Origin of the sequence: Pseudoalteromonas luteoviolacea H33-S (assembly GCF_001625695.1) — a bacterium.
In the GTDB taxonomy this organism is placed as follows: Bacteria; Pseudomonadota; Gammaproteobacteria; order Enterobacterales; family Alteromonadaceae; genus Pseudoalteromonas; species Pseudoalteromonas luteoviolacea_B.
This window is the reverse complement of sequence record NZ_AUXY01000069.1, coordinates 18319-33523: the sequence shown is the minus strand read 5'-3', so window position 1 is coordinate 33523 and position 15205 is coordinate 18319. Positions and strand designations below refer to the sequence as shown.

Genomic DNA, 15205 nt, shown 5'->3' with positions numbered 1-15205 from the left:
ATATGCGAGGCAGGCTTGCCGCGATATTCAAGCATCACTACTTGAACGGGCCTTAAATTATTATCGCTAATAACGAAAAAGGCTCGCAGCGCTGCATTTAACAGAGCATTACGAGCCATTTAAGCGTTAGCTTAGCTGTAAGTCAATGCTTTCCTCAAAGACGAGGTAAGAAACTTACTCTGCAGCTTGCTGTGGGTTCATGATGTCGTCGAAAGATTTTTCAACATCAGTAACCGTTGCGCTTGAAAGTACAGCTTCAACAGCTTGCTCTTCCATTGCAACATTACGCATTTGCTGCATTAATTGATCATTTTCTTTGTAGTAGTTAACTACTTCTGAAGGATCTTCGTATGCAGAAGCAACAGTTTCAATTAGAGACTCAACTTTTGCATCATCAACTTTGATGTCATTTGCCTTGATCACTTCACCAAGAAGAAGACCAGTCTTAACACGTGTTACAGCTTGCTCGTGGAAAAGCTCAGCTGGAAGCTCAGGCATGTTTTTAGCGTCGCCGCCAAAACGCTGTGCAGCTTGCTGACGAAGTGCATCGATTTCTTGATCGATAAGTGCTTTTGGCACTTCAACTTCGTTTGTGTCTAGAAGACCTTTGATCGCTTGCTCTTTAACCTTAGCTTTAACAGCTTGGTCAAGTTCACGAGTCATGTTCTTCTTAACTTCTTCTTTAAGTGCGTCAACGCCACCTTCAGCAACACCAAACTTAGTTGCGAACTCATCGCTAAGCTCTGGCAGCTCTTGAGCTTCAACTTTCTTCACAGTGATAGTGAATTGAGCAGGCTTACCTTTTAGGTTTTCAGCGTGGTATTCTTCAGGGAAAGTTACATCAGCAACTACTTCTTCGCCTGCTTTTTTACCTACGATGCCATCTTCAAAACCTGGGATCATACGACCTTGACCAAGTTCTAGAGGGAAGTCTTCAGCTTTACCGCCTTCAAACTCTTCACCGTCAACAGTACCTAGGAAGTCAACAGTTACGCGATCATTTTCGCCTGCTGCTGCATCTACTTCAGTCCAAGTTGCGTGCTGCTTACGAAGTGTCTCAAGCATGTTAGCTAGATCATCTTCAGTTACTTCAACAACTGGCTTTTCAACAGCTACTTTATCTAGGTCTTTAATTTCTACTTCTGGGTAAACTTCAAAAGTTGCTTCAAACTCTAGATCTTTACCAGCTTCAAGTGATTTTGGAGCAAAGCTCGGTGCACCTGCTGGGTTAATTTTTTCAGAAACGATTGCTTCAATGTAGTTACGCTGCATAAGGTCGCCAGCAACTTCTTGACGTACTGCCGCACCGTAGCGCTTGTTGATCACAGAAACTGGTACTTTACCAGGACGGAAACCGTCAATACGCTGTGTTTTAGACAGTTGTTGTAAGCGTTTTTTTACTTCAGTCTCAACGTTCTCTGCAGGAACGGTGATAGTCAGACGGCGCTCAAGGCCTTGAGTCGTCTCAACAGAAACTTGCATGATATACCTCAATTTTCATTTTTGGCGGCAACGCGCCTTCCTTCACAAACAAAGTCGATATTAACGTGCAATCGGAAGTAATGCATATGCTGCATTTACTGAAAACCAATTACATATCGATCTTGCTGCCTGCCCCATCAGGGCACTATGTTAAACATTAGACGCGGCATTATAACCTATAAAACGGGAGAGTCGAGCAATCAGAACAAATAAATAATAGGAAAACGAACAGTGGATAAGTTAGGTAAAAAAATAAGATAAATTAGAAGGGGAGATGGTCGGCGATGCAGGATTTGAACCTGCGACCCCTTGGACCCAAACCAAGTGCGCTACCAAGCTGCGCTAATCGCCGATAATATATTTTTTTCAGAAAAGTGGTCGGCGATGCAGGATTTGAACCTGCGACCCCTTGGACCCAAACCAAGTGCGCTACCAAGCTGCGCTAATCGCCGATGTATTTTATGAGTAGTAGATGGGGCGACTGATGGGGCTCGAACCCACGACAACCGGAATCACAATCCAGGGCTCTACCAACTGAGCTACAGCCGCCACTACATACTTGTGGATTTTGTTTAAATGGCGCACCCGGAAGGATTCGAACCTTCGACCCACGGCTTAGAAGGCCGTTGCTCTATCCAGCTGAGCTACGGGCGCAACACAAACAACACTTGTGTGCTATCCACCCACTCTCTCAAGGAGAAAGTGGTCGGCGATGCAGGATTTGAACCTGCGACCCCTTGGACCCAAACCAAGTGCGCTACCAAGCTGCGCTAATCGCCGATTTTGTTACTTAACTTAAAGTGTTTTGTTTAACACCCCTCGTTGGCAACGGGGTGCATAATAGGGTTTTGAGTTGTTGAGGTCAAACATTTTTTTTATAAATTCGTTCAACTGCCTATTTTTGACACAAAAGGACTAAAAAGCAGCTAAAAAAGACAAAAAACACTCAACACTGACCATGACTTATATTAATGCACGCATATATTCACGCAATCTTGCTTGGCTAATTAGCTCAAGTTTGCGAAAATATAGACAATACAGTAGGCCAGCCAAATAAAAGCCACGTTATCGTTGCTAACTACAGCAGCCACTGTGCATATTATTACTAGAGTAACCCCATTTAGGCTCTATAATCGTTCAAGTTAATAACCCCTATATATAAAGGTCACCCATGACGGCAAACATCATTGATGGCAAAGCAATTGCGAAACAGGTTCGCAGCACAGTCGCAACACGTGTTGAACAGCGCGTATCACAAGGACTCAGAGCCCCAGGATTAGCAGTAGTACTTGTCGGACAAGACCCTGCTAGCCAAGTATATGTTGGCTCAAAGCGCAAGGCATGTGAAGAAGTCGGCTTTGTTTCTAAATCATACGACTTGCCAAGTGACGCAAGTGAAACACAGTTACTTGATTTAGTAGATAATCTTAATGCAGACCCTGAAGTTGATGGTATTTTAGTGCAACTTCCTTTACCTGAAGGACTTGATGCAGAAAAAATCCTTGAACGTATTCATCCGCATAAAGATGTCGATGGCTTTCATCCATATAATGTGGGAAGACTTGCACAAAGAATGCCTGCACTGAGACCTTGTACGCCAAAAGGCATTATAACTTTACTAGACTCAACCGGTGTTCGTTACAAAGGCATGCATGCCGTTGTTGTTGGTGCCTCAAATATTGTTGGTAGACCTATGTCTTTAGAGCTACTGCTTGCAGGCTGTACTACAACAGTTTGTCATAAGTTTACACAAGATCTTGAGTCACATGTTCGCCGCGCCGATCTACTCGTTGTTGCGGTAGGTAAACCTGAGTTCATTCCTGGTGAGTGGGTAAAAGAAGGTGCAATTGTTATTGATGTAGGTATTAACCGCTTAGAATCAGGAAAACTTGTTGGTGACGTGCAATACGATGTTGCAGAGCAAAAAGCCAGCTTTATTACACCTGTACCAGGCGGTGTCGGTCCAATGACTGTGGCGAGCCTGATTGAAAATACATTGGAAGCGTGCGAAAACTATCACAGCTAATGTATTGGGGCACTCGCACTTAAGGGTGCTCCACTTTCACTCCTTCTTCATCTTCTTCACCCCCACCACGTCTATACTCTTTCGCTAGCATCTCTTGCAAAGCGGACATTTGCTTTTCAAATTCTTTTTGATCAATTTCACCGGACTCAAGCCTTGCCATCAACTCTTGCATTTTTGACTCTATTTCTTTGATCTTATCTTCATTCACCCCGATGCGATTAAACATCATTGATTGACGAGCTTTTGCTAAGAAGCTGTCATTTAATCGAGAGACTGAAAGATCTTTTTGTCTTAATGATTGAGATAATTCCGAGCCTGTACTGTGGCTGCTCATTTCTTTAGCAAACTCTTGAGGCTCGCGCTCTTTTGATTTGGGCCCTTTTGCTTGCGCGAATTCGGTGGGAGTAATTGAGGCGCTTTTATGTAATAACATTGTCTTCTCCTTAAATTGTGGCAAATATACTCCTCTACTACAAATTCAAAGCAAGCAACGCGCCAAGTTGAGGGTAGTAAACAACTTGGCCTGTCACATTTAGCGCCTAAAATCTAACTTATCTACACGTAGACTTAATAATTTCTAGCTGTGCTTCTTGTGCCTTTATATCGTTATTTGTAATAGCAACAGCATGATCAACTTTGGCATTTTTACACTTTTCTGTTAACTCTTTATTCATGAGATAAACTTTATCTTTTTGCGACTGCACAACCCCATCAACACCTTGGTATTCTGTGCGCTCTTCTGGGGCTGCATCTTTATCAAAAGACTCACCTTCATTAACCTTACATCCAGTTAAAAGCAGTGCAAATAAACCAATACCAAAAGCAAATTTCATTATCTTCAACTCCTTATTTATTGCTTGGAGCGCAAAAATAACATGCACTCTAAGATTAACAAAGCGTTAAACAGATAAACTAAATGAGGAACAAGCCGAACATGTTATAACTTACCGTTATTATCTTGGTATTGCCGCCATACACTCGACTTCTACTCGAGCATCTAATGCTAACCCACTGGTTGCGAAAGCACTTCGCGCTGGATAAGGTTTGGAAAAGTACTTTGTATATACCGTATTGAATTTAGGCCACTCACTAATATCAGCAAGCATAATCGTACACTTCACAATATTTTGCATCGATAAACCATGAGCTTCTAAGCTTGCTTGAATGTTTTCCATGGTTTGCTTACTTTCACCGGTAATACCACCTTTCACCAGCTGCGTTGTCCCGGGTTGAATACCAATTTGACCAGATAAGTACACCATATCATTTACCCGAACAGCTTCGGAAAATGGCAAATTATGGCCTGCTGGTAAAACAGCGTAAGAGTTTAAGTGCTCAACCTGCTTGTTAGGTTTAGCGATGCCGTAGCCAGCTGCGGCCAAAAAAGTTAAAGCAATTATTTTTTCCTTCATCACACTCTTCCGTCTAAAACACAATACCTCAAAAATACCACTGTTCATAAAAAAACCAAGCAAATATTTCTGAGCAAATACAGCGATTAACTCACTCCGATAGAAAATTAGAATCGCTTAAGAACGAAGAGGGGCTTAACAAAGGAATACGTTATAAATATCAATATAAAGATAAGAACTTAAGTCACTAGAACATCGCGCGCGCTCATGCTCAAACACCGAAATAATACAGCTAGTTATCGTACTAAAACAGGATAGAGCATCACGGAACATACAACGCCAACCACCTTGGCCATACGTATTGCTACAAACAAAAAAGGAGCACTCAGCAGTGCTCCTTTTCAAGTAATTCATTAAGATGTGCTTATGCTTTACGCCAAGTCGTTTTTCCAGCACTGTCTTCAAGTACGACACCCAGCGCAGTTAAAGCATCTCTCGCCTCATCAGCAGCAGCCCAATCTTTATTGGCACGTGCAGTGTTGCGCTGCTCGATCAAGGCTTCAATTTTCGCCACTTCATCTTTATCTTGATCACCTTGTAAGAAACTCTCCGGCGCCTGTTGAGCGATACCCAATACTTCAGCCAATTTAACCAAGATATATGCGTGCTCACCTGCGGCTCTCACGTCAGTATCTTTCAATAAGTTTACTTCTTTGGCCAGCTCAAAAATAACAGGTAAAGCTTCTGGCGTATTGAAGTCATCATTCATTGCAGCTTCAAAACGTTCTGCGTAAGCATTGCCCTTTAGCTCAACTTCCACCAGCTCTACACCGCGTAGAGCCGTGTAGATACGCTCTAAAGATGAACGAGCTTGGTCTAAGTTTTCTTGTGAATAGTTTAACTGGCTACGATAGTGACCATTAATTAAGAAATAACGTACCGTCTCGCGGTCATAGGCTTTTAATACTTCACGTACAGTAAAGAAGTTGCCTAAGGATTTAGACATTTTTTCTTTGTTAACCTGCACCATGCCAGTATGGATCCAAGTATTTACGTAACAGCCATTGTTTGCGCAGCAAGACTGCGCAATTTCATTTTCATGGTGTGGGAACTGCAAATCTGAACCGCCACCATGAATATCAAATAAATCGCCTAAGTGCTTAGAGCTCATTGCACTACATTCAATATGCCAACCAGGTCGACCTTCGCCCCAAGGAGATGTCCAAGAAGGCTCGCCCGGCTTGGCTTTTTTCCAAAGTACAAAATCAAGTGGATCATCTTTGCCTTCAGCCACTTCAACACGCGCACCGGCTTGAAGCATATCTAGGTCTTGCTGAGATAGCTGACCGTAATCTTTGAACGTTGAAACATCAAACAATACATCGCCGCTTTTTCCAACATAAGCGTGCTTTTTAGCAATTAAACGCTCGATCATCTCGATGATTTCATCCATATGACCCGTTACTGTTGGCTCAATGTCAGCAGGTAAGATATTTAATGCTTCAAAATCATTGTGCATAGCTTTGGTCATACGCACAGTCAGATCGTTGATCTCTTCTTTATTCTCTGCAGCACGCTTGATAATTTTATCGTCTACATCCGTGATATTACGAACATACGTGACGTCGTAACCTAAATAGCGAAAATAGCGGTTGATGACATCGAAAGATACATATGTGCGTGCATGACCTACATGACAGAAATCATAGATTGTAATACCACACACATACATGCCGACTTTGCCTTCAACAAGCGGTTTAAATTGTGACTTTTGACGTGTCAGTGTGTCGTATATCTGCAACATGTAGTGATTTTCCTAAATTCGAGTTTGAAACCTTTGCATCATATCACTTGAAAAAGCTCGTCACCACTGTAAAAAGGCGAATTTTACCCTATCTAGGTAACAAAATTTAAACAGCAAAACTGTCAAAGTTATTTCAACACTTTGTAGTTCAGCAGATGTACTATAAAATAGCGTTTTAATCTTATCATTGTAATTCAAGGACCCATTATGGTTGTTTTACAAACAAACTTCGGCGAAATCAAAATCGCACTATTTGAAAAAGAAGCACCTGCTACAGTTGCAAACTTCAAAAAATATGTTGAAAGCGGCTTTTACACTGGCACTATCTTTCACCGTGTGATTGATGGCTTCATGATCCAAGGCGGTGGTTTTGAGCCTGGTATGAATCAGAAAGAAGTTGACGCGCCTATCCAAAATGAAGCAAACAATGGTCTTGCTAATAAGGTTGGTACTCTTGCAATGGCACGTACGCCAGATCCTCACTCTGCAACAGCTCAGTTTTTCATTAACGTAAATGACAATGACTTCTTAAACTTCTCAAGCGAAACGTCTCAAGGTTGGGGTTATTGCGTATTTGCTGAAGTTGTTGAAGGCATGGATGTTGTGAACAAGATCAAAGGTGTTGCAACAGGTTCATCAGGTTTCCATCAGGATGTGCCACTGGACGATGTAATCATCGAAAGTGCAACCATCACTGAATAACACTGACTAAAAATATGAGCGCTCAGGCGCTCTTATTTATAACAAGAGACATCATGCGCAAGACCTATTTTATTTCTGACCTTCATTTAACCGAACACAGACCAGACATTACTAACGCCTTTTATAACTTCTTAGATGCGTATATTGATAACAGCGTGGATGCGTTATACATATTGGGTGACTTTTTTGAAGTGTGGATTGGCGATGATGAAGGCGACCCACTTGCAATTGAAGTCGCTAAACGACTCAAATCTATTAGCCTAACAGGTACAAATGTGTACTTTATTCACGGCAACCGTGATTTTTTAATTGGCGAACAGTATGCCAAATTATGTGGCATGACTTTATTACCTGAGCAAGCAGTAATCGACTTATACGGCACGCCTACGCTGATTTTGCACGGTGATGAAATGTGTACTCAAGATGTCGAATATCAAAAGTTTCGAAAAAAGAGTCGCGGCTGGTGGTGGCCAAAATTAATGCTCGCAATGCCGCTTTGGTACAGACGCAGAGTGGCCAAAAATGCCAGAGCAAAAAGCAAGCTTAATCAACAAGGTAAAGCGCCCAGTATTTTGGATGTGACAGACGACGCTGTCGCTGAGATGTTTGAAAAATACAATGTACAACACATGATCCACGGCCATACACACAGGCCAAAAGTACATAAAGATAAGTTCACTAGAACAGTGTTAGGAGATTGGTATAGTCAAAGCTCATATTTACTTGTGACAGAACAGACTCAATCTTTAGAGCAACACGCTTTTAGCGAATAAAGTACCTAAGTACTTTACTCGCTCAATATTAAACATATTGTCATAGTCTATGCTGCTTTAGAGAAAATAGACATTGGCGTAGATACCAGCTTGTAAAAACTCCAATGAACCGGTTTAGTGCGAGATACTGGGTTTGACAGTAACTGTGCTGCATAATCATAAGAGCCATGTTTAATATGGCGTTTAGCCAAGTCGCAAATATGTGCGCCAACATACTTTAATACCATCTGCTCTAACTTGGGTGAGATACGCCCTGCTTTCACATCATCCAGCAAACGCTCTGCAAATGGACATAACTCTTTTGGCGGTGCCTTGTCACACGCGCTATTTTGAGTGCCTTGAAAGTAAAAACTTTCAATTAACGGAGAGTAGGCAATACGCGAGTATAAAGCAAAGTTAACATAAAAGCTCTGATCTTCTCCCATCCACTCACCGCGCGGGAAGCCACCTAACTCATCAAATGTCGACTTTCTTACAACGATACTCGACATGGTAAATGGTAGGTCACCACTGGCTGCGACCGCAAAATAGTTATCCATTTCGTAGCCGTTAGCATCCCATTGAGTCAACGCAATTTTTGCGTCTTTATAATCATTATCACCGTATACTTTCTGGTAACGCGTTGCATATAAGCCCATGTTTGGGTATTGATTGATTAAATCTGCAATGCTATTCAAGAAAAATGGCGACCATGTATCATCGGCATCTAAAAAAGCAATAAATTCATTCTTGGCAATATTAGCACCTGCATTACGCGCTTCGGATACACCTTGGTTTGCCTGCTTCACTAATTTTACGTTACTGATATTTAAAGTACTGACGATATCTGCACTGTCATCTGTAGAACCATCATCAATGATAATGATTTCATCTGCTTCATAGCTTTGAGCAACCACACTGTTAATTGCACGCTCAATGCAATCGCGCTTATTGTACAGAGGGATGACAACTGAGAATTTGATGCTGTTCATATTCATTGCTCCAATTATTCATTGATAATGCGACCGCTTGCTCTACTAGTAGTGTTGGTGCTACACAGTGACCCGATACAACCTGGTTTGTAATATTAATGACCTCTAGTGGGTCATAGTCATTGGCATCAAATTGATACATGTCTGCCATACCAATTTGCTTTGACCATTGCTTACACTTGCTGTGATACTGCAAATTAATAAACGGCGTATTCACCATGTAGGCATAAACTGCTGCATGTAATCTCATGCCAATCACTGCTTTGAACATCGCCATGCTTTGTAATAAGCGCAGTGGATTCACCGTGTAACGAATACGTTTAACTGGTACATAACTTGGCATTTTGCGAAGAATTTGCTCATGCACATTGTTATCACCTAATGTGCTGTGATCGTTAAAGTCTACAAGGTAAATATCTTCACGTGTCATTTCCCAAATAGCGGTCATCAACTTCACCGCTTTTCTGATTCTGGCACGTTCACTTAACTGATCTGCTTCACCAAAAGCGTTAATCGCTTGCTGACAGAAATTAAATGCGACACCTCTGCGCTCAATTGCTTGAATTGAATTGCCGAAGTAATGTAACAGCGAAGGTGCCAAATCAAATGTCTGCGCTATATTGGCATTCGGTGCAATCGCTTTCGCAATTTCAAAGCTTTTCGCATCTCTTACACCAGTGAAGTGACATTTGTTTAAAAACTTCGCACACTGCTTTTCGTCTGCTGTTGTTTTGAAATCCTCAATCCCAACACCAACGGCATAGCTAGACTGCTTGCCACACAGAGTGACCATATGGCACTTTTGTGCAATATCTCTGCTGGAGTGCAATACCGAGCCCCCACCAAAAACAATTTTCTTTGCATTAAACGCACGTTTGTAATGCGTTACTCTTTGGTGGCCTCTAAACAACATCGGCGCTTGACCTTGTACCTCTAGCTGTCTCACTAAGCCATATTGATTGCTGGCATTAACAGCGATGTTGTTACTACCGAATGTGCTTTTTGCACCTTCTATACTTGCTAACATCAGCGCATCGTCTCCGCTGTTGCGCATGCCGTAGTAACCAACAACATATATGTCGTGTTTGCTTTGCATGTGTAGTCCTCAACTCTGTGTCTATACCTAGATATTGCAGGGGCTGTGCCAAAATAAAATTTAACTTTAAATTTTTTATTATCAATAACTTAAACTAACATCAAAATAAATGGTGGGTATTTTCACTATGAGAATTTGCAGAACGAAAATGCAAAATGCGGGGATTTTTAAAATAAAAAAGCCAGTAAATAAGTTACTGGCTGGATAAAGTGAAGAGATTGAATTTTAATATGCACCTTTTGCACCTACTACACATGGTACGGTTTTTAGTAAAATCTTAACGTCGCTCATGATGCTCTGCTCAATAATATACTGCTCGTCCAATTGCACTTGCTGCTCAAATGTCGTATCAGCACGGCCTGTTACTTGCCAAAGACCTGTTAAACCCTGTTCTGAATTTAAACGTGATAGCTGTGCTGGTTTGTATTGTGCAACTTCCATCTCTAGTGCTGGTCTTGGACCGATTAACATCATGTCACCTCTTACAACATTCAATAACTGCGGTAACTCATCAATCGAATATTTACGAATGAAACGACCAATACAAGTGATGCGAGGGTCATGGATATACTTCTGACATACGCCCTCTCTAGAACTGTCTTTCTGGTCAGGCGCTTGGAAGCGCGGGTCGTCCTGCATATACATTGAACGGAACTTGTACATAGTGAAACGACGACCAAATTTACCTACTCTAGTTTGACGAAATACCACTGGCCCTTTGCTTTCTAGCTTAATCGCTAACATTAATAGTAATAATAGAGGGCTAATAGCTAATAAGCCTAGCGCTGCAACCGCTCTTTGGAACCACACTGGAATGCCATGGTGGACACCGTCAATATGGTGTTTTGTTACTTTCTTTGCTGTTTGAGTTGATGCAGCTGTCACGTTTGTCGCAATTTTAGTTGTGATATCCATGATTAAAGCCCTCTGATAGATTGTTTTAAAATGAAAACTCGGAATAAGAACACTGGGTTGCCAATAACATAGCGATTGAACTTGGTTTTTGGCTCTTGCATTAAACGCCATACCCACTCTAAGCCCATTTCACGCATCCAGAGCGGTGCTCTTGGAATTGCCCCAGAAAAGAAGTCAAATAAACCACCTACTGCCAATGCACACTGGCAATTTAAACGATGTTTGTTTTTAGCAAGCCATAGTTCCTGGCGAGGTGACCCTAGAGCCACCAGCAAAATGGTCGCTCCGCTTTGATTAATTTGCTCGATGATGTCGTCATCGCTGTTGAAATAACCGTGATGCGTGCCACGAATGTCTAAGCCTGTGTATTTAGCTTGTAGAGCTTCGCCTGCTTGTTTCGCGACGCCTTCTTTTGCCCCTAGCAAAAAGAATGATTGTTCGGTTTGTACAGCCTGCTCACACAGCAGTGGTAACATGTCAGTACCGTTAACATTGTCTGCTAAATCGATACCTGAATGCTGTGCCGCTATGCGCATGCCAGAACCGTCAGCAAAGTTCTTATCGCTACCACACAGCGTACTGTGTAACGCTTTGTTGCTCGCAGCCAAGTTAATTGAGTTCACATTCAGGAAGTAACCGACGCGGCAGTTTGTTTGTACTTGCTCACTGTGACATACCCAATTGATTGCATCGTGCATTTTGGTATTCGCGAACGGTATACCAAACATTTGGCTGTCATCTTGTGTACTGCCACCCTTTTTATACAGCGCCTTACACACAACTAACTTAAACACCATCATCGCGTCTTGAATACAGTTTTGCTTCGCTTGTGCTTCGAGCAGTGATAGCTCATCACTTGCAACTAAACCTGTAGCCCGATGTAGCTGTAAGCAATCATACAAACCCGCTTTTTCACACGGTGATTTGAACCGCTTTACATTTGGGATTGACGTTGTGCCGCGAATAATGGGTGTGCCCACAAAGTGAACTTGACCCAATGCAACGTTAATTACGTTAGCACTTGACTTGAATAGGCCTGTTTGCCAGCTATATAGCTCAACCACGTCACCGCCGACATCAATCCAGTTTTCACTTTTGATTGGAGCCTTTATAACTAGCATGCTAAGTAGAACGTTTAAGATGTATAAAGGAAGCAAAGCGACCATCAAAACGATTGCAAACGTAAATCTGATTACATTGCGTGTTGCACTGGTTTTTTCTGTAGATGCAATCTTATGTTTGTTAGTTTGAGCAGCCATGTCACCACCTCCGTAATCTTTGTTGTAGAGGTAGTTGCGAGGACTGTGCCAAATGAAATAAAAAATTTAAAACTTTGAATTAACTTAATTTAATTCAAATTTTCAATTTTAGAGTGAATAGAGTTTCTTAATTTGCAAAGCACAACGAAAAGTGTTTTTTAATTTAAAAAATATGGGAGCTACGATTTATTATACTTCCCTACTACTTACTAAATTGCGGATAAATACGACGAACTCTGTTAAATAGCGCTGGCAGTTTACTGTTAACAACGGTGAGCTTTTTACCTTGTTGCTGGGCATCATTAAGGTCGCACTTAAGCAATAGCTTACTCACTTTAAAAATGATTTTATGGACCATTTTATCAAAAAAGCTATTTTTCAAAGGGCCATAATTAAAGTGACGAATATAATCCGCCATGTCTTTAGAGTGCGTGTTGTTCCATTTATCCGAAATTAACTGAAATCCATCGGTGCTTTTAGCAAAATGCGCAACATGTCCATTTTCCCCCCAGCCAATCCCCTTCGACTCCGCCACAGGGGTTTCAATAGCGTCAAGCACTTGCTCAAACCACGCGATTGCAGCTGAAGTATTGTGCACTAACATCACGCCTGAATTGATTTCGCCACTAAAACCGTGGGCCATATAAATGAACTTATCAGCAACAAGTAGCGATTCAATCTGTGGGCAGTCATCTTGTATGAATGCATCAGCATCAACAAACAACACATTAATATAGCCCGCCTGTAACGCAGCTTTTAAAAGTAACAGTTTAAGCCAGCAGCACTCTACCCCTAACGAGGTAAATAGAGGCCGAGTAATAACTACGTAGTCATACCCCATTTTTTTTGCATATCGCTTTTGACTTTTTATACAGTGGCTATAACGCCATTGGTAACCATTTAAAGCCACGCTAAATACCAGTGTGCCATTTTTATTATTTGTCATTTACCGCTCCTTAATCTGACTTTGTGTCTTTTTTAAATAAAGCAAACTCAACATAAGTTTGCACAAGAAATATTTTTTCATTTTAAGAAATTTAAAAAATATGCGTATTAATTTGCAAAAACCGCTCCCTTAAAAACTCCCAAAAAACACACAAGCAACTGTAATTTAACAACTTTATTTTCTGGCACAGTTGCTGCTCATGTCATATCAACTTAATCGAAAACAAGGTCTACACGTTATGAGCTATTTCACAAAGATGTGCGTTTCTGCTGCACTTTGCACTATGGCATCAAGCGCAGTTGCAGTACAACAAGTCGATGGCAACTACGTATGGCAATTCCAATCTGGGCAAGCTTGGCCAGGTGGATATAACCAAAATACAGGTAAGCCCGACAGCATGATTTATGCGCGCGACGAATACAATCGTGATTTTTTTCAACGTATTAGCAACGCATTACCCGAAGCAAAAGTAAATGAAGCTTTCATAACGGGTGACAGCGGCTCTACAATACACTTAGTTGAAGAAGCCGAAGTATTTATCACTTTTATTCACGAAGGCGCTGGATATAAAAATTCGTTTGGCTATTTCACTTTTGACCCAGAAAATCCGCCCACTTCAGCAGATCAAATACAAGAGACCATCGTCTTTCCTAACTTAAGCTACCCACATTTGACCAACGGTCACCGTGTCAGCATCGGCACACACCCTGCGGGCACCAGTATCGGATTTTTCGTCGCTGCAAATGGTTTTTGGTATTACACAGGGGTTAAAAACTGGCAAATCCCTTACTACTACTCAATTTCATCACTTAACCCTGAACCGACTGAAGAATTAAGACAGCACTGCGTGCTTTTATACGATGAGCAAGAACAAGAAGTGGTTATTGGTTTCGAAGACTTACCACGTACCTGGGGTGACAACGATTTTAACGATGCTGTTTTTAGTGTGCAAAGTAGCCCCGGCACCGCAATTCAATCGAGCAATCTTGTTGTCATGCCTGAGGCCAACGACAGCGATGCTGATGGTATACCTGATGAGCAAGATGAATTTCCAAATGATTTTACACGTTCGCACAGTCAGTATTTCCCGTCACAAACAGGGGTTTCTACACTCGCTTATGAAGATAATTGGCCACAGCGCGGCGACTATGATCTAAATGATTTAGTCGTAAAACAACGTATTCAGACGACATTTAACGCCAATAACGAAGTCAGCGGATTTATTTTACACGGCTGGATCACTGCACGTGGTGCGGCACATGAAAATGGCTATGCACTTCGCATATTAGACTCAGCACCAGCTCTGATTGAAAAGGCCACTGTCACCATTGACGGTCAGGTGTTTGAAAAGAATGTTGAAGAGTATCAAACAAATGCCGTGTTACAACTTTGGAGCAATACACAGCTATTTACTCAAACCGGTGAATCAGGCAAGTGTACGCACTTTAACACAGTGAAAGAATGCAGTTATTTCGAGCCAATACCGTTTACACTCGATGTGACATTTGAAGCATCTCAACCTTCACTCAGCATCGCGGACTTAGACTTCTTTATCTTCAGAACAGCGGATCGCACCATTGAAGTTCACATGGCTGACTATCCGCCAACAGACTTATTCGACCAAACGCGCTTTGGTAAGGTGGATGACTCATCAGATCCAAGCCTAAACCGTTATTTCAGAACGGCTGATAACTTGCCTTGGGCACTGACAGTGAGTGAAGAGTTTAACTACCCTCGTGAATATATTGATGTGCTATGGGCATACCCTAACTACGAGACCTGGGTTGAATCAAGCGGTGCACAAGCACAGGATTGGTACAAAACCAGTGACAGAGACACCCACTACTACATGCCAGAATCAGAGTAATTAGGAGCGTAC

Annotated in this window: 14 protein-coding genes and 5 tRNA genes; 4 read left to right on the top strand and 15 right to left on the bottom strand. The window is 41.8% G+C overall.

Annotated features, from left to right (window positions below; all coding sequences use genetic code 11):
- Window positions 1-174: 174 nt before the first annotated feature.
- From tig to N477_RS10070, 6 genes are all read right to left on the bottom strand, one after another.
- Complete coding sequence (tig, locus tag N477_RS10095; protein ID WP_063360400.1) at window positions 175-1482, bottom strand: trigger factor; 1308 nt, start codon at window positions 1480-1482, stop codon at window positions 175-177.
- A 275-nt stretch (window positions 1483-1757) separates the two neighbouring features.
- Window positions 1758-1834: transfer RNA gene (locus N477_RS10090), tRNA-Pro, on the bottom strand.
- A 23-nt stretch (window positions 1835-1857) separates the two neighbouring features.
- Window positions 1858-1934 (bottom strand) — tRNA-Pro (locus N477_RS10085).
- 21 nt (window positions 1935-1955) lie between these two features.
- Window positions 1956-2031 (bottom strand) — tRNA-His (locus tag N477_RS10080).
- 28 nt (window positions 2032-2059) lie between these two features.
- Window positions 2060-2136, bottom strand: a tRNA-Arg gene (locus tag N477_RS10075).
- A 49-nt stretch (window positions 2137-2185) separates the two neighbouring features.
- Window positions 2186-2262 (bottom strand) — tRNA-Pro (locus N477_RS10070).
- A gap of 391 nt (window positions 2263-2653) precedes the next feature.
- Between N477_RS10070 and folD the strand changes: the two genes are divergently transcribed.
- Window positions 2654-3508, top strand: a complete 855-nt coding sequence (gene folD / locus N477_RS10065) for a bifunctional methylenetetrahydrofolate dehydrogenase/methenyltetrahydrofolate cyclohydrolase FolD (RefSeq protein ID WP_063360401.1) — start codon at window positions 2654-2656, stop codon at window positions 3506-3508.
- A gap of 19 nt (window positions 3509-3527) precedes the next feature.
- Here folD and N477_RS10060 read toward each other — a convergent pair whose 3' ends face one another.
- The 4 genes from N477_RS10060 to cysS form a co-directional block, all read right to left on the bottom strand.
- Entirely contained in the window at window positions 3528-3941 is a 414-nt protein-coding gene (locus N477_RS10060; protein WP_063360402.1) for a hypothetical protein, read from the bottom strand.
- A gap of 118 nt (window positions 3942-4059) precedes the next feature.
- Window positions 4060-4341 (bottom strand): hypothetical protein, encoded by a 282-nt coding sequence (locus N477_RS10055; RefSeq protein WP_063360403.1) that lies wholly within the window; start codon window positions 4339-4341, stop codon window positions 4060-4062.
- Between the two features lie 120 nt (window positions 4342-4461).
- Window positions 4462-4920, bottom strand: coding sequence for a RidA family protein (locus tag N477_RS10050; protein WP_063360404.1), 459 nt, complete (start codon window positions 4918-4920; stop codon window positions 4462-4464).
- Between the two features lie 364 nt (window positions 4921-5284).
- Window positions 5285-6664, bottom strand: coding sequence for a cysteine--tRNA ligase (cysS, locus tag N477_RS10045; protein WP_063360405.1), 1380 nt, complete (start codon window positions 6662-6664; stop codon window positions 5285-5287).
- A 207-nt stretch (window positions 6665-6871) separates the two neighbouring features.
- On the opposite strand from cysS, the gene N477_RS10040 reads away from it, so the two are divergent.
- A complete protein-coding gene (locus tag N477_RS10040; protein WP_063360406.1) occupies window positions 6872-7366 on the top strand; it encodes a peptidylprolyl isomerase in 495 nt (164 codons plus the stop codon).
- A 53-nt stretch (window positions 7367-7419) separates the two neighbouring features.
- Window positions 7420-8139 carry a UDP-2,3-diacylglucosamine diphosphatase gene (locus N477_RS10035; protein ID WP_063360429.1) on the top strand — a complete coding sequence of 240 codons (720 nt, stop codon included), beginning with the start codon at window positions 7420-7422 and terminating at the stop codon, window positions 8137-8139.
- A gap of 47 nt (window positions 8140-8186) precedes the next feature.
- Here the strand turns inward: N477_RS10035 and N477_RS10030 are convergent, their stop codons facing one another.
- The 5 genes from N477_RS10030 to N477_RS10010 form a co-directional block, all read right to left on the bottom strand.
- Window positions 8187-9110, bottom strand: coding sequence for a glycosyltransferase family 2 protein (locus N477_RS10030; RefSeq protein ID WP_063360407.1), 924 nt, complete (start codon window positions 9108-9110; stop codon window positions 8187-8189).
- Window positions 9067-10206, bottom strand: coding sequence for a polysaccharide pyruvyl transferase family protein (locus tag N477_RS10025; protein ID WP_063360408.1), 1140 nt, complete (start codon window positions 10204-10206; stop codon window positions 9067-9069). Before N477_RS10025 ends, N477_RS10030 begins: the two co-directional genes overlap by 44 nt.
- 225 nt (window positions 10207-10431) lie before the next feature.
- Complete coding sequence (locus tag N477_RS10020) at window positions 10432-11121, bottom strand: sugar transferase (RefSeq protein WP_063360409.1); 690 nt, start codon at window positions 11119-11121, stop codon at window positions 10432-10434.
- Between the two features lie 2 nt (window positions 11122-11123).
- Window positions 11124-12380, bottom strand: coding sequence for a WecB/TagA/CpsF family glycosyltransferase (locus N477_RS10015; protein WP_063360410.1), 1257 nt, complete (start codon window positions 12378-12380; stop codon window positions 11124-11126).
- Between the two features lie 202 nt (window positions 12381-12582).
- A complete protein-coding gene (locus N477_RS10010) occupies window positions 12583-13326 on the bottom strand; it encodes a putative nucleotide-diphospho-sugar transferase (protein ID WP_063360411.1) in 744 nt (247 codons plus the stop codon).
- Window positions 13327-13564: 238 nt separating this feature from the next.
- Between N477_RS10010 and N477_RS10005 the strand changes: the two genes are divergently transcribed.
- The gene (locus tag N477_RS10005; protein WP_063360412.1) at window positions 13565-15193 is read left to right on the top strand and encodes an LruC domain-containing protein; all 1629 of its coding nucleotides are present in this window, start codon (window positions 13565-13567) and stop codon (window positions 15191-15193) included.
- The last annotated feature ends 12 nt before the right edge of the window (window positions 15194-15205 follow it).